Below are 17082 nucleotides of genomic sequence, written 5' to 3' on the forward strand. Positions count from 1 at the left end.
AAAGCTGTTTAAGCCCTTGGTTAAATTCCTTCGCCAAGGTTTAAGCCCTCGTTTGTTACTCGCCAGTTTTTCTGACGTTATAGAGCAACCTTGGCGATGTAAAGTCTACAACGTGGCGCGAAAGTTACAAGTGTGATGTGATAAGGCTCTAAAAAAAAACGCGGAATCGTACATATTTGCTAACATTCTTTGCCTAAAAAAACGGCGATTCATCGAGCATTTTTGCTTGCCAAACCGCAGCCGGACTAGCTTTGTGCCTTCCCACGCAAAGGTTCCGCTTAGGGGGTGCGAAAATGATGGGAAAAATCCTAAATTTACTTAATGATACAAAGAAGAGTGAATTTTTAGGGTGGAACAGTGTCCGTGAGTCGGGTTAATGTCACGTTGAGGCCGCATGATAAACCCATAGGCATTACCCAATTCTGCCGCACGTCTTAATTTTAGACGATCCTCCTCCGTTAGCTCAGGCAACCAGCCGAGAACCACGCTGTAATTTCCCGTTTGCAGCGCTTTTTCCATTGCCTCGACCGTATTCACCGGGCTGATCTGGCTCAATTGCATCATCTTATCTACAGGCAGGCCGGATTGCTGCAGCCATTGTTTGCTTAATTTTTGCTGCGGCGTCAGCCACAGAAGCCAGCGAGACTGTTTGCCCAGTTGTTGCAGCAGGGGCAACAGCAATTGGGCCACTGCGGGCTGGCGCTCGTTGTAAACAAGTTCACTGATCAAGCCATTTTCTTTGCCGACATCTGTGTTCTTCGCAACATTGCGCGCTGTATAAGAGCCATGGCCGAAATGAGGTTGGTAGAGTGATTGAGTACGCATAAAGTTCCCGCCCGTCGTGTTACTGTATGTTTATACAGTATCCCTGATTTAGGATAAGATCAACCCAAATTTTCGTAGCGGCTCGCATAATTGCGATCATTTTTTGTACCGATGATTTTTGTGATTGGCAGGCGGGCGGATAGTGCGTATTTTTCTAATTAGTTGTTCACGTTACTTTTTTCATTGATGAGAGAAATAATACGGCCAGAACCTAAAAAGGAGGAACGCTATGAAAAGGATGTCGACGAGAAGAATCGCGCAGGCTAAAAATTGCTTTGCGGCGCTGGGAGCCATCACAACACGGTCACAGTTTGGTGGCTACGGCCTGCTGGCCGAGGGGGTAATGTTTGCGGTGATAGCGGACGGCGAGCTGTACTTGCGGGCTACGGCGAGCATGGAACCGGCCTTTCGTGCCAGAGGGATGGTCAATATGGTCTACTCCAAGCGTGGAGCGCCCATCACTTTGCGTTATTACTGGGTTGACGAGTCGCTGTGGCGGGAACGCAACGAGCTGGTGGGGCTGGCCTGGCAGGCTGTCAGGGAGGCGCGCCGGGAGCAGCGGCTTAAGGCTGGCGATCACGGCCGACTGAAGGCATTGCCGAATATTGACGTTAATATGGAACGTCTGCTGTGGCGAGCGGGCATTCGCAACGCTTATGACCTGCGGCTGCATGGCGCCAAACGCAGCTATCTCCGTTTATTGAAACAGCAGACTAATTTGGGGCTACGAGTGCTTCTGTCGCTGGGCGGGGCGATAGCCGGTTATCATCAGGCGGCGTTGCCGGCCGAATTACGCAGCGAGCTAGTGCGTTGGTTCGATCATACGATGGCGATGCGCCGCCATGGGCATGAGCCGGTTATTCAGGGCCCATCGAACGGGCCCTGAATAGTTAGGCTGCCTTATTGATTTGGGCATGCAGCGCGGTGAGCTCTGGCAGCAGCTCGAGCACCAATCCCACCTGCTGCAAGACCAATTGTTCTTTGCTTTCAGGTTCCGGAACGGCTTTGCTGATGCGCTCCGCCAGCTGTTCCAACGCCTGCGCAATGCGCTGGCTGTTCCGTTCTTCCTGATGCAAGGCGCCGTCCACGTAACACACGGCGTCATTGAGCAGATCGAGCGTGGCCGGGGTGTTCAGCCGCTCGCGGTGCGCCCCCAATGCGGAGATATAGCTCAGGAGCGTGTGGTTCAGACAGAGCAAGCGGAAGGCGGCTTCCTGCAGCGCTTTGTCGGCTTTGGGATCGGCGGACATGTTGGAGATGACCGAAGCCAGTTCGGCATCGCTGTTGTGGGCATCACGTCGCGCGATGCGGTAAGCGAGGCCGTTATCCTTACCCTGGTGGTATTGCACCAGAATGGCGTCCAGATAACGGCAGTTGGCATTCAGCGTTTTATCCACCACCGCCGGCAGTTGGCGGAACTTCCAGTCCGGCCAGATAAAGCTGACTGCCGCCCAGGCGATGGCACAGCCCAGCAAGGTATCGTAAACGCGCGGGGCTGCCACTTCGAATCCTTCGCCCAACAGGTTAAAACACAACAGCACCAGCAGCGTGATGAACATCGTCGCGTGTGCATATTGTACGGTGCGGAAAGCGAAGAACAGAACGCCGGTGATGACGATCAACACCAGTTGCCCTTCCAATGACGGCACGAAATAGAGGATTGGCAGGCCGATCAGGATACCGGCCAGGGTACCGATGATGCGTAGCGCCAGGCGTCGGCGGGTAGCGTTGTAGTTCGGTTGACAGACGAACAGGCTGGTCAACAGGATCCAGTAACCGTGCTGCATGCCGGTGAGTTGAATGAAGGCGTAACCCACGCACAGCACCACCGACATGCGGATCGCGTGGCGGAACAGGGCCGACTGAGGCGTCAAATGGCGGCTGATGCGCAGCCGAATATCGCTCCAGCCGGTTAAGCGGTCGTCGGCCAGGCTGTTCTCTTCCGCTTGCCCGCTGGCCAGCGTCTGCTCTGATTCGATATTGGCCAGCTGCGCATCGATCGCATGCAGGTTTTTCAACAGATGCGCCAGCGCCTTGGTCTGCTCGTTATTGCCCTGGGTTTCGGCGATGCGCGCCAACGCCTCCTGAATGCGGCTGAAAGCCGGTTCAAAGCGCGGATTGTGCTGGTACTTTTGCCGCAGCAGGATCGATTGTGCCAATTGGCGGCAGGCGCGTGCCTGCATGCTCAGCAGACGCTGGAAGCGGAACAAAATGTCGCTGTGACGAAATTGCCGGCTGAGCGCGTGGTACTGAACGTGGGAAGAGCTGGCACGCTCGTGGATATCCTGCGCGACAAAATAGTAGTGCAAGGTGCGGCGGGTACCGCGCTGGCCACGATCGCCTTTCAGGCGCGTCAGCAGCGAGGCTTTGGTTTGGTTAAGCAACGCGACCAAGGCGCTGTTGGCCATGGCGACATCCATCCATGGCAGGTCGGCGTCGCGTTCGGCGTCGGGATCGAACAGATTGGCTTTGGCATCCAGATAGTTGGCCAGTTGATCGTAACAGCGCGCCAGGTTCTCTTGCAGCGGCCGGATCGGGAACAGCAGGTGGCCTGCCAACGTCAGCAGGTTGTACCACAGCGCGCCGATCACCAGCAGCAGCGGTTGCTGATACCAGGCATCGTACATCGAGGTGCCGAGCATGGTGTAAACCGCGATCAGCAGCGCGCCGAAGGCGATGGTAGCGTAACGCTGCCCCAAGGCGCCGAGCAGGATAAAACCGCAGGTCGACGTGGTTAAGCCAAGGGCGAACAACCAGGGATAAGGGAACAGCAGCTCGATCGAGGCGGAGGCAACAAAGAAGCACACCAGCGTGATAAGCAGGTTGCGTAACCTGCCGGCCAGGCGGTCATCCAAATCGGTCAGGGCGGCTGCCACCACGCCCAGCGTTAACGGGATAGTCAGCTTGGGAATGCCGAGCCACCAGGGAACGGCGGTGGTGCCGATCAGCGCAATGAGGATGCGCAAGTGATACAGCAGGTTGCTGTTGTAAGTATAACGACGAACTGCGGGTGCAAAAGAGCGCACGAAAAACTCCTCAAACGGAGAAAAAATTAACGCTGTTGATAGTGGCGGCGAGCATTCTCAATACGGGCTTGCTGAGCCATTTCTACCGAGACGACGCGGCGTCCCACCGGCCACAGCGCGATGGCGGCTATTTTGAAATTGGCGATGCCGACTGGAATGCCGATGATTGAAACGCATTGCACGATACCGGCGGCGATGTGTGACAGGCACAGCCACCAGCCGAACAGCACCAGCCAGATAATGTTGAGCAGCGAGCCGCCAGCGGAGAGCAGCGCATTGCTTTTTTCCGGATACAGTTCATCGACGTGTATCGCTTCGTTGCCGAACGGCACCAGCGACAGCTTGGTGATTTCCCAACAGGAGCGGGTAAGCGGCAGTGTGATGACAAGCAGCACGCTGAACACCGTAGCAATAAGCCAGCCTAGCGTGGTGAAGAAACCGCCCAACACAAAATTAAGAATATTCAGTACAGTACGCATAGACGTCATTCTGCTCTAATGATAGCCAAACCGCGATGCGGGCGTATTCACGATAAAAACGCAAAATCTATTCTACCCTTTTTTTAGCGCTAGAGTGCCACTGCTTATCGCAGGTAAACTGGCAGATATCCGTTATTTAATCTCAACATAGTCATGGCGCGACGATATGGAACTTAAAGCGACATCGCTGGGGAAACACCTGGCTCAGCACCCTTATAACCGCGTGCGGTTGCTGCACGCCGGCGTTGAGGTGAGCGGGGAAAAACATGAATACCTGATCCCCTTCAATCAACTGATTCAGGTCAGGTGCAAGCGCGGCATCGTCTGGGGCGAGCTGGAATTTGAATTGCCGGACGAAAAAGTGGTGCGGCTGCACGGCACCGAATGGCAGGAAACGCAGCGTTTTTATCACTATCTGCAGCAGGCGTGGCAGCAGTGGAGCGCCGAAATGAGTGAGGTCAGTGCCGGCGTGTTGCAGCAGCAGGTGGCACAGATTCAGCGCATAGAGCAGCAAGATAAATGGTTCAAAAAGTCTGAGCTGGACAAGCTGCAACAGCAAATCCGTGAGGCTTTCTCCGCGCTGCCGATGCCGGTGACGCGTCTGGAGGAATTCGATAACTGCCGGGCCGATTACCAACTGTGTCTGCAATGGCTGCAGCAGGGGTTACGCAGCGTCGAACAACGCAACCGGCAGTGGACCGATCGCATGCTGGAGCAACATCACGACTTCTTCCAGACCGTCGAAAGCTCACCGCTCAATGACTCCCAGAGCCGCGCGGTGGTCAACGGCGAGGATTCCGTTCTGGTATTGGCGGGGGCCGGCAGCGGCAAAACGTCGGTGCTGGTGGCGCGCGCCGGCTGGCTGCTGCGCCGTCAGGAAGCGCAGCCGGGCCAAATCTTGCTGTTGGCTTTCGGCCGCCAGGCCGCTGGCGAGATGAACGACCGCATCAAAGAACGTTTGGGTGATGTCGGCATTCAGGCCAAGACCTTCCATGCCTTGGCGCTGCAAATCATTCAACAAGGCAGCCGCAAGGCCCCGGCCATCAGCCGGTTGGAAACCGATGCCAAAGCGCGCAAAGAGCTGCTGATTACCCATTGGCGCCAACAGTGCGCGGAGAAGAAAGCGCAGGCCAAGGGGTGGCGTCAATGGTTGACCGAAGAGCTGGAATGGGAAGTGCCGGAAGGCGACTTCTGGCAGGATAAGCGCCTGGCGGATCGCCTGGCAAGCCGGTTGGAACGCTGGTTGGGGCTGATGCGCATGCACGGCGGCAGCCAGTCGGAAATGATTGAGCAGGCGGATGAAGACATCCGCGATCTGTTCTCAAAACGTATCCGGCTGATGGCGCCGCTGCTGAAAGCCTGGAAAAGCGCCTTGAAAGAGGAAGGGGCGGTGGACTTCTCCGGCCTTATCCATCAGGCGGTCAACATTCTCGACAAGGGGCGCTTCGTCAGCCCGTGGAAACATATTCTGGTCGACGAGTTTCAGGATATCTCACCGCAGCGTGCGCTGTTGCTGGCGGCATTGCGCCGACAGAACAAGCAGACCTGCCTGTTTGCGGTGGGGGATGACTGGCAGGCGATTTATCGCTTTAGCGGCGCAGAATTGACGTTAACCACGGCCTTCGCCACGAACTTCGGCGAAGGCGCGCAGTGCGCGCTGGATACCACCTATCGCTTCAATGAACGTATCGGCGAGGTGGCCAACCGGTTCGTGCAGCAAAACCCGCACCAGCTGAAAAAACCGCTCAACAGCTTGAGCAAGGGCAATAAAAAGTCGGTGGCGATCCTGCCGCACGAGCAGCTGGAGCCCTTGCTGGATAAACTGAGCGGCTACGCCAAGCCGGATGAGCGCATCCTGGTGCTGGCGCGTTACCATCATCTGAAACCGGAAGCGCTGGCGAAGGCGGGCACCCGCTGGCCCAAGCTGGATCTGGAGTTTATGACCATCCACGCCAGCAAAGGGCAGCAGGCGGAATACGTCATCATTGCCGGTTTACATGAGGGGCGTGACGGCTTCCCCGCCGTGGCGCGCGAGTCGGTGTTGGAAGAGGTGCTACTGCCGCAGCCGGAGGATTTCCCGGATGCCGAAGAGCGCCGTCTATTGTATGTCGCGTTGACGCGCGCCAAACATCAGGTATGGCTGTTGCAGGATCGTGAACGCCCTTCGGTGTTCGTCGAACACCTGCAGGATCTTGGCGTACCGGTGCAGAAAAAACCGTAGGCATCAGGCCTGGCGCCAGCCAGGCCGTGAGGATTATTTCAGGCGGTCTTGCAGGTAGCGCTGATAGTCGGGGATGGCGATCTCCACCTCGTTTTTGAACAGCGGAGAGTCGATCAGAAAATCGGCGGTCGAGCGGTTGGTGGCCACCGGAATATTCCATACTGTCGCCAGCCGCAGTAGCGCCTTCACGTCCGGATCGTGCGGCACCGCGTTCAGCGGGTCCCAGAAGAAGATCAGCATGTCTATCTTGCCTTCCGCAATCAGTGCGCCAACCTGCTGATCGCCGCCCATCGGGCCACTCAGCATGCTGGTGACGGGAATGCCGCTGGCGCGCTGGATCAGATTACCGGTGGTGCCGGTGGCGTACAGCTGGTGCTGCGCCAGAATAGTCTTGTGGCTTTCTACCCACTCCAATAGGGCCTGTTTGCGGTGATCGTGCGCCACCAGCGCAATGTGTTTGCGCGCGGCGATAGTGCGGGTAGTCAATTCCATCTCGGTGTCCTTCGCTCATCGGGGGATGTGCGACAGATTACTGAAACTGTTTTTCACTGCCTAGCGTTTGCGCCTGAAAATGCGAAGAAAAGGCGCCTTTACGGGGAAAGACGCCGGAAGGGATCAGCGAATCGGTTGTTTATTGGCCCAGCGTAGAAAACGTTTCTGTGTTTCCTTGTCGGCCTGTTGGAACCAGTATTGCAACATCTGTTCCGACACGTTTTCACCTTTCAACGTTACCGTCGGGGCGTTCAGCGGCGCGCCGGCCAACGCGAGGGCTGAGGGATTGCCTGCGTTCGCCTGAACAAAGGCCGGAACGGAGGCCGGGCGGTTCTGGCGGTTGTAATCGGTCATCACCTTTTCCAAATCGGTATTGAAGGTGACGCTGTCGGGATGCAGCGCATCATGTCGGAACGGCAGGGCGTTGCCGTCTTTATCGACCACCAGATAATTCAACGTTCTGTCAAAGCGTTGCGCATCACGATCGTTCTCGATGCGCGGCAGTTCGATCGCCACTTGGCTAATCTTTTGCGTATTGAAGGTGGCAACCAGCGGCAGGGACGTATAGGCCTGTGTATGCTGGCCGGAACGTACGGTTTTGGTCACTTTAAACAGCAGCTGGTGCTGCCCGCCGTCCAGTTCAAGGCTGTCGGCGCCTTTTAACAACGAACCTGTCATTTTCTTGCCGTCGACCACCAGCAGGTCGATGTCCGGGGAGAGTTTCAGGGTCGTAGCCGCGGCAGGCATACTGATGCTGAGCAACGCCGCAACCACCAGACCAAATTTCATCATTATCTCCTTATAAAGTGACGTAGCTCTAAGTGTTGAACACGGCATAGGTTGTGTCAAAATTTTTCAATCGGGTATTTTGTTTACATTTTTACATATTTTATCGCGTTTAGACACGACCGTGCGCAGCTGAACCGCGACAGCCTCTGACCATAAGATTGCGGTGAAGTTTCCTTCGCATTAGCGTTTAACCGAGCGAATGCCGATCGGTTACACTCGAAATGGAAAGTGACGCAGTGATAAACGGGAGTTGAAGATGCAAGATCAAGAGATTGTTGAGCTGTTGCAGCAGGTGAAAACCATCGCGCTGGTGGGCGCCAGCGATAACCCGTCGCGGCCCAGCTATGGGGTGATGGCGTATCTGTTGGCGCAAGGGTATCAAGTGATCCCGGTCAGCCCAAAACTGGCGGGGCAGACGCTGCTGGGGCAGCCGGTTTATGCCACGCTGGCCGCTATCCCACAGCCGGTGGATATGGTTGATGTGTTTCGCAATTCGGAGGCGGCTTACGGCGTGGCGCAAGAGGCGATAGCGATCGGCGCCAAGGCGCTGTGGCTGCAGATCGGCGTGATTAACGATCAGGCGGCGGAGCTGGCGCAACAGGCCGGGCTGCAGGTGGTGATGGATCGCTGCCCGAAAATCGAAATCCCGCGTTTAGGGCTGGAGCGCTAAATAAAAAAAGGGCCTGGCGCGATGCCGGGCCCTCTCGGGGTTTCTCAGGTCTTGGCGCGGTCAATTGCGCAAACGTGGCGCCTGTAACTGGTGACGGATGGATTCCGCCAGTTCATCCAGCGATGGTTGCTCGGGGTGCGCTTCCTGGGGCTCGCCATCCAGCTGCGCTTCCGCCAGATAGGTATGCACCGGTTGGCCTTCCTCGTCCTCCATCACCACGTGGTACCAAGGGGCGGAACGCAGTTCGTCGTTCGCCGCTATCTCGTCAGCTTTGGGTTGTTCTAAAGAGTATTCCGGGTCGATATCGATCACGACGCCCAAATACCCCAGCAGTTTATGCCTAACCTGTTGTCCGATACCGAATTTGCTGGCAATCATGATGACCTCCTGAGAAACAATGCCTTGCTCATATATGGGGGCAAGGCAGCGCATTTCAAGTTACATCACCCGACAAGCGAAGCCTTTCAGATACAGCCCCTCAGGATACGTGGCGATCACCGGGTGATCGGCAGCCTGGCGGAACTGTTCTATAAATTGTACATCACGTCCGGCATCTACAGCGGCATCGGCCAAAATTTTCTGGAACAGGTCGGTCGGCATCAGGCCGGAGCAGGAGAAGCTGAGCAGAATGCCGCCTGGATTCAGCAACTGCAGCGCCAGCATGTTGATGTCCTTGTAACCGCGGCAGGCGCTGGCCAGCTGATTCTTGTTCTCGACGAATTTAGGCGGATCCATGATGATCAGATCGAATTTTTCGCCTTGAGCGCGGTAGTTGCGCAGCAGTTGGAACACGTCATCACGAACGAACTCCGCCTTGTTCAGATCGAGCTTGTTGAGCTCGACGTTCTGTTTGGCGATGTCCAGCGCTGCCTGCGAGGTATCCACGCTGATCACCTGTGCGCAGCCGCCCATCAGAGCGGAAACGGCGAAGGCGCCGGTGTAGGAGAAGCAGTTCAGCACCCGGCGGCCGGCAGAGTAGTTCCGCGCCGCCAGGCGACTGTCGCGCTGGTCGAGGTAGAAACCGGTCTTGTGCCCTTGCTGAATGTCCACCAGCAGTTTCATGCCGTGCTCGGTGATAGGCAGCAGTTCCGGCGGCAGATCGCCCAGCACCGGGCCCTGCGCCAGCGGCAGGCCTTCTTTTTTGCGCACCGCAACGTCGGAGCGATCGTAAATCGAACATTCCGGGTAGCAATGCTGCAGGGCGGAAAGCAGGGCCGGGCGCTGGTATTCGGCACCGGCGGACAGCAGCTGCAGCACCAGGAAATTCTGGAAGCGATCGATAGTGATGCCCGGCAGGCCGTCGGATTCGCCGGCGATCAGACGGTATCCGTCCAGACCGTCGCGCTGTGCGACCCAATCGCGCCAGCTTTGCGCTTGCTGCAGGCGGCGAATAAAGAAATCGATGTTAATCTCTTCATCCTGCTGGAAAGTCCAGACGCGTGCGCGGATCTGCGACTCGGGCGAATAGGCGCCGCGAGCCAGCCATTTGCCCTGGCTGTCGAGAATGTCGATGGTTTCACCGGAGTGGGCTTTGCCCTCAACGCGTTGAACGGCACCGGAGAACACCCAAGGGTGACGGCGGAGTAAGGACTTTTCACGTCCTTTGGCGAGAAACAGGCGTACGGTCATAATTAATAATGCTGCCAGCTAGGATAGAAAGAGTGACACGGCGGTGCAAAGGCACGGCAATGCCATAACGAAAACTTAATTAAGGGGGCGATTATGACACAAGTTTGCATTGCTGCGTATGTGTATGGCGTGGTGCAGGGGGTGGGGTTTCGCTATTCCACTCAGCGGCAGGCCGAGGCGTTGGGGGTGGCCGGCTATGCGTGCAACCTTGATGACGGCAGTGTCCAGGTGGTGGCCTGCGGCACTCAGGCGCAGGTGGATAGGCTGGTGGAGTGGTTGAAACAGGGCGGCCCGCGCAGCGCGCGCGTCGAACGCGTGCTGGTGGAGCCACACGGCGTGGCTGACTACGATGGGTTCGGCATTCGCTATTAAACGCTCGCCTGCAGCGGCGCTGCGGGCGGAGCGGTCAGATGCATTTTACCGGTTTGGGCAACCCGGCGATCTTGGTGGCTTGTTTGGCCGGTCCTTTCGGGAACAGGCGATACAGATAGCGGCTGTTGCCTTTTTCTTCGCCGTATTTCTGTGCCATCGCTTTGACCAGCATGCGAATAGCCGGTGAGGTATTAAATTCCTGATAGAAGTCGCGCACGAAGCGCACCACTTCCCAGTGTGCTTCGGTGAGCACGATCTCTTCCTGCGCGGCCAGCAGCGGCGCCAGGCCTTCATGCCAGTCGGCGCTGTTTTTCAGATAGCCCTGCGCGTCAGTGTCAATAACCTGACCTTCAAACTCCAACATACTGCCTCGATAACGGATAATTCGGAACGGCCGCCAGTTTAGCAAATTTTTTCAGCCGCAAAAAATAAAGCCCCGCTGGAGCGGGGCCTGAAAGGCAGGTGTAACACGCGATCAGTTGCTGCGGGCGAAGCCCAGAATGCTCAACAGGCTGATGAACATGTTGTAGAGCGACACGTACAGGCTAACGGTGGCGCGAATGTAATTGGTCTCGCCGCCGTGAATGATGTTGCTGGTTTCCCACAGGATCGCGCCGGCGGAGAACAGGATGAACAGCGCGCTGATAGCCAGGTGCAGGGCAGGGATCTGCAGGAACAGGTTGGCGATCACCGCCACCAGCAGCACCACAAAACCGGCCATCATCATGCCAGACAGGAACGACATGTCTTTACGGGTGGTCAGCACATACGCCGAGCAGCAGAAGAACACGGCTGCGGTGCCGCCCAGTGCCAGCATGATCAGGTCGCCCGCACCGGCGTTCAGGAACGAGCTGAGGATTGGGCCGAGGGCATATCCCATGAAACCGGTCAGCGCGAACGCCGCCAAGATGCCCGCTGGGCTGTTGGCCAGTTTATGGGTCAGGAACATCAGGCCGTAGAAGCCAACCAGCATCAGCAGCAAGCCCGGCGCCGGCAGCCCCAGCATCGTGCTGGCGATGGCGGTCAGGGCTGAGAAGGCCAGGGTCAGGGATAACAGGAAATAGGTGTTGCGCAGGACTTTATGCGTGCTGAGCAGCGAGTCGCGCGAAGAAGATGAGACGACAATGCGGTCCATAATGCTCTCTCTTATCAAGCCATCACAAAATAATCCCGATAATAGGCAGCGCAAGCGGTTGATTAAAGTTTGTTTACCAATCTTTACCCTTAGTTATCATTACGGCAACAGCGGGGATGCGGACGCGTGTTTGTTCGCCGTTTGCCGCGCCTTCGCTGATTTTTCGCGCGGTTGAACGCGCCCGGGCTTTACAAGCGAATAAGGTCTGTTTATAGTGCGCGTCGTTGCGGAGGGGTGGCCGAGTGGCTGAAGGCAACGGTCTTGAAAACCGTCGACGGGAAACCGTTCCAGAGTTCGAATCTCTGCTCCTCCGCCATACATTCTGACCCCGTGCTCTCTGAGCACGGGGTTTTTTGCTTTTGCGTGCGGAGAAAACGGAGCGCCTTTCCAGGAAACGCGATCGGCTATTGATAAGGGCCACGCATCGGTGAGATTATGCGTTTATCAAGGTTGGCTGCTCGGGTGCCTGCTCGTGTCAGGCGTGACCGGCGCGATAATCAACGCCGCCTTATCTATTTTCGCTTAATGCTCAATGGAGACAGAGATGAACTGGTATCAAGTCGCCTTATGGACCATGATCTTTCTGAAGTCCGGCGCTTTCCTGGTATTCGTGTGGTGGTGGATGTTCAAACGCGCGACCAAACCTTATGTGCGTCCGCAAGACGTCGTGGTGGATGAGACGCCGTATGACGATAGCCTTACGATGGAAGAAGTGATGAAGAATCACGGCATTGTACGGACTGAAAAGCCGCTCTGATCGCCAAATGTGTGTTTTGCTATAAACCCGAGCCTGTGGCGCTCGGGTTTTTTATTCCTGCCGTTACTTGAGATGCAGCCCTTTTCCCCTATCTTGCTTTACCCTTACGGCGATTTATTTAAATGAATTACCTTTCGGTATATTTTAAAATCTACTTTAAAAGTGGGATTTATATTTATATGGGAGGGTATATTTTTCTCTGAAAGAATTCAGCCTTATCGACTGAACGAAGAAAAGTGTGGGCGCTGTTTTTTGTGTATCTGGATATTGATATGCAAAGAGTGTCGCATTTTCGGGCTGCTCCTATAGCGGTGGGTCGGAAAATTTTTAAGGTAGAGGAAAACTAAACTTTACGTGGGAGGAGAAGGGGGGAAGGAATCTAAGATTTTTCTTTATGTGTTTTTTTCTTTTTATTTCAATGGTTTTTTGTTTTTATGCCACAAGCGCTTTATGAGGAAACGGCGACATTTATTTAACCTGCGCAGCAAGTATCCTGTCGTACTCACTCTTTTAAGGCGCGTATCTTTCCGCTCATTGCGCGATTCGTTTTTTTATGGTCATGAAAATTATTTGATTCGATGTTGCATTTTTTTTGTCTTTGGAATTAATATGTTCTGCATCTGGCGGTGAATGAGATTTTTCCCATTGCCGGATATCTTTTAGAATACACTTGGATATATATAAATATATACCGCCACATATAAACTTTTAGATGGCAGGATGCTGTCAATACTCTGCTATTGCCTAAGCTTCGTTAGCCTCTAAACGGTTTAATGGTGTAGGTCATTTTATATATGCTCTCTCAGCGAAGAAAGTAATGGGGTTTATTATGATTAAGCAAGGCATCTCTTTGGCGGTATTGGCTGCCGCGTTAACATCTGTGGGCGCAACGGCGGCAGATAATTCCGCCGGTGGCGTTATTTCGTTTAGCGGTGCCGTTACGGATACCACTTGTACCATCAATGGCGGGAAAAGCGCCGATTTTACCGTTGCGCTCAGCCCGATTTCCGTGACGGATGCGGGCACCGTTGTCGGCCCCATCACCAAAAACAAGAAATCTTTCTCGCTGACGTTCTCCGGCTGCACGCCGGCGGCGGGAACGGCCGGTACGCCGCTGAAGATCTACTTCTCTTCGGCGAATAATATCTCTACCGACGGAAAATATCTGCTGAACAGCTCCGTGAATGAAAGCGACGCCGCCGTAGCGAAAAACGTCGGTTTTTCTCTGGCCGAGCCGGGTTCATCCACGCCGATTCCGTTGAACGTGCCTTATGTCACCAAGATCAAAGGCGATAAAACGGCGCCAGATGCCGAAACGCTGACGCTGGATGCCTATTACTACAAGACCAATGCGTTGGAAGCAAAAGTGGGGGAATTGAGTTCCAACGTGACGTACACCATTTCTTACCTGTAATTGCAATTAAGCCAGGCCTGTGCCCAAGGCAAAGGCCTGGCATCTGGGGTGACTATGAAACAGTGCTTAATCTTTGCTGGATTGTTTCTCAGCAGCTTTTGCGCCGATGCCAATATTGTAATTAATGGAACGCGCGTTATTTATCCGGAAAAAAACAAGGATGTTATCGTTCAGTTAGTCAACAATGGTGACGATCCGGCACTGGTGCAGGCATGGATTGATGATGGTGATATCAACTCGACGCCTGAAACGGCAAACGTGCCGTTCTTGTTATCCCCGCCGGTTGTAAAAGTTGCCGGAAATAATGGCCAGCAATTACGCATACAAAAAATGGGCGCGGCGCTCCCCGGCGGTCGTGAGTCGGTATTTTATTTGAATGTGCTGGATATCCCGCCTACGCCGGAAAATTTGCAAGGGGTCAATACGCTGCAATTAGCCATCAAATCGCGCATCAAGCTATTTTATCGCCCGGCAGGGTTAACCGGCAGCGCAAATAACATCACCGACTTCATTGAACTCCAGGCGGCAGGGAAGGGATTTAAGGTTATCAACAAAGGTCCTTACTTTTTTACGTTGGCCAATGTTGATCAGAAAGGCAAAAAGAATCTGTTGATTGACTCAGTGATGGTCGGGCCATATTCCAGCCTCTTTGTTCCGACCAAAGTTGGTGTGAGCCGGAACATTCCCTACACCCTGCTCTATATCGACGACCTGGGGGCTTATAAATCTAAAGCCATTACAGCCCGCTAACGTGAAGAACGGCCATGAAGCTTAAACTAAAATTGCTTTCGATACTGACCGCATCTGTATTCATTCCGTTAAATAAAGCCTCGGCGATGAAATTCGACACTTCTCTATTGGCCGGCGCGTCCAGCGAATCCGACCTGTCGCGTTTTTACCTCAATAATGACATGCCGGCAGGCACGCAAACGGTCGACGTGTATGTCAACCAGAGTTGGAAAGGGCGGTTCTCGTTGCAGTTCGGCGAACATAAAGGCGATATTCGCATCGCCCATCGTGACGCCGCCCTGTTGGGCATCGATATGAGTAGTTTGTCCATCGGGGGGGACAAGGAACCGATCCCCGTCCAAACGTTGGTGCAAGGAGGAAGGGCCGACTTCGACGTGGGGACGTTGAGCCTTAAGCTGACGGTGCCTCAGTCGCGAGTGATTCGCGCAGAGGCCGGCTATGTTGACGCCAAATTTTGGGATCGCGGCGTGCCTGCGCTGCTGCTGGCCTATAACGCCACCTATTACCACGTGCAGTCGTTGCAGGGCGACAAGGCGTCAAACGACGATTTCTATACCGGTTTGGAATCGGGGATCAATCTGGCGGGTTGGCAATTCAGAGACAGCAGCAATTTCCGCAGCAGTTCGCGACAGGGCAGCGATTGGCAAAATAATACTCGCTATGTGCAGCGTGGCTTCGCCGCCATCAAATCGAACCTGACGATGGGCGATTTCTATTCGCCGGGGGACTTGTTCGACTCGATTCGGGTGCGGGGCGGCGCTTTAGCCTCGGATATCAACATGCGGCCCAATTCGCAGCAGGGTTTTTCGCCGATAGTGCGGGGCGTGGCGCAGAGCAATGCCCTGGTGAAAGTATTGCAAAACGGCAACCTCATCTATCAGGAGAACGTGCCGCCGGGCTCCTTTACGCTGGATAACATATTGCCGACTGGCTCTGCGGGGGATCTGTTGGTCGTGGTCAAGGAAGCCGACGGGCGGGAACAATCCTTTACCGTACCGTTTTCCGCCGTTCCCAACATGTTGAAGCAGGGTGTCAGCAAATACGGCCTGGTGGCCGGTAAGGTCAATCAGGCGGATACCGACTATGCGCCTGCTTTCGTGCAGGGCACGCTGCAGTATGGCTTCAATAACCTGGTCACCGGTTACGTCGGTACGATCCTCAGCGAGGACTATCACGCCTGGCTGCTGGGCAGTGGCTGGAATCTGCCGTTCGGCGCGGTATCCGTCGATGTGACTCAGGCCTCGACGCATTTGCAGGATCGCAATGAAAATGGGCAAAGTTTTCGGATCGCCTACAGCAAGTTTTTGGACGCTACCGCAACAAACTTCACGCTGGCGGCATACCGTTATTCGACCAAAGGTTATTACAGCTTTAACGATGCCATCTACACCCATCAGGGTTACCGCGAGCGTGACAAGCGTTTTCACGATTATTGGAACGATCGGGATGACGATGAGCTTGCCCCGTTGGATTTGAATACCTGGGACGCCGTTCGCGCCGCTCGTCCACGCAATACCTTCAATTTGAACCTGAACCAGAGGCTCGCAGACGGGTGGGGCACGCTCTATTTCTCCGGCACCCAACGCGATTATTGGTCGGATACGAATAAAAGCCGGGAATACCAGCTCGGGTATTCAAACGCCTTCTCGCGCGTCAGTTACAACATTTCCGCGAGTCGCGTGAGAAATTCCGATCGCAAAGAAGAGACGCGGTTTTATCTCTCTCTGAGCGTGCCGCTGTCGATGTTCGACAACAATGCCTATCTCAGCACCAGCTTATCCGCCACCGATTCGCACTATCAGCAAAGCTCGCTGAGCCTGAGCGGCAATGCGCTGGAATCAAACCGTCTGAGTTATGCGCTTGCCGGCAGCAATCAAAGCGGCGGCAACAGCATGGCGAGCGTGAATGCCGCCTATCGCGCCAACGCGACGACTGTCGGCGGCTCCTACAGTGAATCATCAGACTATCGACAATTGGGCATGAGCGCCCGCGGCAGCCTGGTGGCGATCCCTTGGCATTTGCTAGCGTCCAACGAAATGGGCAACACCATGATGGTGGTGGACGCGCCCAAGGCCAAAGGGCTGATGGTGAACGGCGACGAGAGCATCGTCACTAACGACGAAGGGCTGGCTTTGGTGCCTTACGCCACGCCTTACCGGCAAAACTCCGTGACATTGTCGGATACCGGCAACAGCTCCGGCGCCGAGATCGTCGGCAATATCGCCAACAGTGTGCCCTATGCCGGCGCCGTCAACTATTTGAGATTTGAAACCGATCAGCGTCGGCCTTATACGCTGCGCGCCTTTAAGCGCGGCAATAAACCCCTGCCATTTGGTGCGGAGGTGGCGGATCAAAGTGGGAATGCCATTGGCTTCGTCGGGCAGGCCAGCGTCCTGTATCTACGGGTTGAACAGCAGCCAACGTCGCTGGAAGTCAGGCTGAATGACGGTGTCTGCAAGATTGAACGCCCGAAAATATCGATGGACAGCGCAGCCAACACATGTCGATAAAGGATAATTACAC

Annotated in this window: 17 protein-coding genes and 1 tRNA gene; 9 read left to right on the forward strand and 9 right to left on the reverse strand. The window is 55.1% G+C overall.

Features of this window, described 5'->3' with window-relative positions; all coding sequences use genetic code 11:
- Positions 1-318: 318 nt before the first annotated feature.
- Positions 319-825, reverse strand: a complete 507-nt coding sequence (sulA, locus tag WA302_RS05270) for an SOS-induced cell division inhibitor SulA (RefSeq protein WP_025302310.1) — start codon at positions 823-825, stop codon at positions 319-321.
- A 229-nt stretch (positions 826-1054) separates the two neighbouring features.
- Here sulA and WA302_RS05275 point away from each other — a divergent pair, with 229 nt between their 5' ends.
- Positions 1055-1711 carry a TfoX/Sxy family DNA transformation protein gene (locus tag WA302_RS05275; RefSeq protein ID WP_025302311.1) on the forward strand — a complete coding sequence of 219 codons (657 nt, stop codon included), beginning with the start codon at positions 1055-1057 and terminating at the stop codon, positions 1709-1711.
- A 4-nt stretch (positions 1712-1715) separates the two neighbouring features.
- On the opposite strand, the gene yccS is transcribed toward WA302_RS05275, so the two are convergent.
- Both yccS and WA302_RS05285 read right to left on the reverse strand, forming a co-directional pair.
- A complete protein-coding gene (gene yccS, locus WA302_RS05280; RefSeq protein WP_149570468.1) occupies positions 1716-3851 on the reverse strand; it encodes a YccS family putative transporter in 2136 nt (711 codons plus the stop codon).
- Between the two features lie 26 nt (positions 3852-3877).
- Positions 3878-4330 carry a YccF domain-containing protein gene (locus WA302_RS05285; RefSeq protein ID WP_025302313.1) on the reverse strand — a complete coding sequence of 151 codons (453 nt, stop codon included), beginning with the start codon at positions 4328-4330 and terminating at the stop codon, positions 3878-3880.
- A gap of 166 nt (positions 4331-4496) precedes the next feature.
- On the opposite strand from WA302_RS05285, the gene helD reads away from it, so the two are divergent.
- Entirely contained in the window at positions 4497-6551 is a 2055-nt protein-coding gene (helD, locus tag WA302_RS05290; RefSeq protein ID WP_149570469.1) for a DNA helicase IV, read from the forward strand.
- A gap of 33 nt (positions 6552-6584) precedes the next feature.
- On the opposite strand, the gene WA302_RS05295 is transcribed toward helD, so the two are convergent.
- Both WA302_RS05295 and WA302_RS05300 read right to left on the reverse strand, forming a co-directional pair.
- Complete coding sequence (locus WA302_RS05295) at positions 6585-7043, reverse strand: methylglyoxal synthase (protein WP_016928284.1); 459 nt, start codon at positions 7041-7043, stop codon at positions 6585-6587.
- A gap of 123 nt (positions 7044-7166) precedes the next feature.
- Entirely contained in the window at positions 7167-7832 is a 666-nt protein-coding gene (locus WA302_RS05300) for a DUF2057 family protein (protein WP_025302315.1), read from the reverse strand.
- Between the two features lie 256 nt (positions 7833-8088).
- On the opposite strand from WA302_RS05300, the gene WA302_RS05305 reads away from it, so the two are divergent.
- Positions 8089-8502, forward strand: coding sequence for a CoA-binding protein (locus tag WA302_RS05305; RefSeq protein ID WP_025302316.1), 414 nt, complete (start codon positions 8089-8091; stop codon positions 8500-8502).
- Positions 8503-8562: 60 nt separating this feature from the next.
- Here WA302_RS05305 and hspQ read toward each other — a convergent pair whose 3' ends face one another.
- Positions 8563-8880, reverse strand: a complete 318-nt coding sequence (gene hspQ / locus WA302_RS05310) for a heat shock protein HspQ (protein WP_004928104.1) — start codon at positions 8878-8880, stop codon at positions 8563-8565.
- Positions 8881-8940: 60 nt separating this feature from the next.
- A complete protein-coding gene (gene rlmI / locus WA302_RS05315; protein ID WP_025302317.1) occupies positions 8941-10131 on the reverse strand; it encodes a 23S rRNA (cytosine(1962)-C(5))-methyltransferase RlmI in 1191 nt (396 codons plus the stop codon).
- 93 nt (positions 10132-10224) lie between these two features.
- Here rlmI and yccX point away from each other — a divergent pair, with 93 nt between their 5' ends.
- Positions 10225-10503: an acylphosphatase gene (yccX, locus tag WA302_RS05320; RefSeq protein ID WP_049204268.1), complete on the forward strand. Its 279-nt coding sequence runs from the start codon at positions 10225-10227 to the stop codon at positions 10501-10503.
- Between the two features lie 34 nt (positions 10504-10537).
- Here yccX and tusE read toward each other — a convergent pair whose 3' ends face one another.
- Together tusE and yccA are read right to left on the reverse strand one after the other, a co-directional pair.
- Positions 10538-10867, reverse strand: coding sequence for a sulfurtransferase TusE (tusE, locus tag WA302_RS05325; protein WP_004928095.1), 330 nt, complete (start codon positions 10865-10867; stop codon positions 10538-10540).
- A gap of 111 nt (positions 10868-10978) precedes the next feature.
- Positions 10979-11638 carry an FtsH protease modulator YccA gene (gene yccA, locus WA302_RS05330; protein ID WP_261456187.1) on the reverse strand — a complete coding sequence of 220 codons (660 nt, stop codon included), beginning with the start codon at positions 11636-11638 and terminating at the stop codon, positions 10979-10981.
- Between the two features lie 228 nt (positions 11639-11866).
- Between yccA and WA302_RS05335 the strand changes: the two genes are divergently transcribed.
- The 5 genes from WA302_RS05335 to WA302_RS05355 all read left to right on the forward strand — a co-directional run bounded on the left by WA302_RS05335 (position 11867) and on the right by WA302_RS05355 (position 17069).
- Positions 11867-11954 (forward strand) — tRNA-Ser (locus WA302_RS05335).
- Positions 11955-12182: 228 nt separating this feature from the next.
- On the forward strand, positions 12183-12395 hold the full coding sequence (locus WA302_RS05340) for a hypothetical protein (RefSeq protein WP_025302319.1): 213 nt from the start codon (positions 12183-12185) through the stop codon (positions 12393-12395).
- A gap of 817 nt (positions 12396-13212) precedes the next feature.
- Entirely contained in the window at positions 13213-13809 is a 597-nt protein-coding gene (locus WA302_RS05345; protein ID WP_369825806.1) for a fimbrial protein, read from the forward strand.
- 54 nt (positions 13810-13863) lie between these two features.
- The gene (locus WA302_RS05350; RefSeq protein WP_025302321.1) at positions 13864-14559 is read left to right on the forward strand and encodes a fimbrial biogenesis chaperone; all 696 of its coding nucleotides are present in this window, start codon (positions 13864-13866) and stop codon (positions 14557-14559) included.
- 14 nt (positions 14560-14573) lie between these two features.
- Positions 14574-17069, forward strand: a complete 2496-nt coding sequence (locus WA302_RS05355) for a fimbria/pilus outer membrane usher protein (RefSeq protein ID WP_049204269.1) — start codon at positions 14574-14576, stop codon at positions 17067-17069.
- Positions 17070-17082 lie beyond the last annotated feature (13 nt).

The organism is Serratia sp. 201 (genome assembly GCF_037027545.1).
Taxonomy (GTDB): domain Bacteria; phylum Pseudomonadota; class Gammaproteobacteria; order Enterobacterales; family Enterobacteriaceae; genus Serratia; species Serratia bockelmannii.

Excerpts from the sequence above, each read along its gene's own strand:
- WA302_RS05300 (WP_025302315.1), bottom strand. The coding sequence starts at position 7,832 with ATGAAATTTGGTCTGGTGGTTGCGGCGTTGCTCAGCATCAGTATGCCT.
- WA302_RS05340 (WP_025302319.1), top strand. The coding sequence starts at position 12,183 with ATGAACTGGTATCAAGTCGCCTTATGGACCATGATCTTTCTGAAGTCC.
- yccX (WP_049204268.1), top strand. The coding sequence starts at position 10,225 with ATGACACAAGTTTGCATTGCTGCGTATGTGTATGGCGTGGTGCAGGGG.
- yccA (WP_261456187.1), bottom strand. The coding sequence starts at position 11,638 with ATGGACCGCATTGTCGTCTCATCTTCTTCGCGCGACTCGCTGCTCAGC.
- WA302_RS05345 (WP_369825806.1), top strand. The coding sequence starts at position 13,213 with ATGGGGTTTATTATGATTAAGCAAGGCATCTCTTTGGCGGTATTGGCT.
- hspQ (WP_004928104.1), bottom strand. The coding sequence starts at position 8,880 with ATGATTGCCAGCAAATTCGGTATCGGACAACAGGTTAGGCATAAACTG.
- WA302_RS05350 (WP_025302321.1), top strand. The coding sequence starts at position 13,864 with ATGAAACAGTGCTTAATCTTTGCTGGATTGTTTCTCAGCAGCTTTTGC.
- WA302_RS05275 (WP_025302311.1), top strand. The coding sequence starts at position 1,055 with ATGAAAAGGATGTCGACGAGAAGAATCGCGCAGGCTAAAAATTGCTTT.
- sulA (WP_025302310.1), bottom strand. The coding sequence starts at position 825 with ATGCGTACTCAATCACTCTACCAACCTCATTTCGGCCATGGCTCTTAT.
- WA302_RS05295 (WP_016928284.1), bottom strand. The coding sequence starts at position 7,043 with ATGGAATTGACTACCCGCACTATCGCCGCGCGCAAACACATTGCGCTG.
- WA302_RS05285 (WP_025302313.1), bottom strand. The coding sequence starts at position 4,330 with ATGCGTACTGTACTGAATATTCTTAATTTTGTGTTGGGCGGTTTCTTC.
- WA302_RS05355 (WP_049204269.1), top strand. The coding sequence starts at position 14,574 with ATGAAGCTTAAACTAAAATTGCTTTCGATACTGACCGCATCTGTATTC.
- rlmI (WP_025302317.1), bottom strand. The coding sequence starts at position 10,131 with ATGACCGTACGCCTGTTTCTCGCCAAAGGACGTGAAAAGTCCTTACTC.
- WA302_RS05305 (WP_025302316.1), top strand. The coding sequence starts at position 8,089 with ATGCAAGATCAAGAGATTGTTGAGCTGTTGCAGCAGGTGAAAACCATC.
- tusE (WP_004928095.1), bottom strand. The coding sequence starts at position 10,867 with ATGTTGGAGTTTGAAGGTCAGGTTATTGACACTGACGCGCAGGGCTAT.
- helD (WP_149570469.1), top strand. The coding sequence starts at position 4,497 with ATGGAACTTAAAGCGACATCGCTGGGGAAACACCTGGCTCAGCACCCT.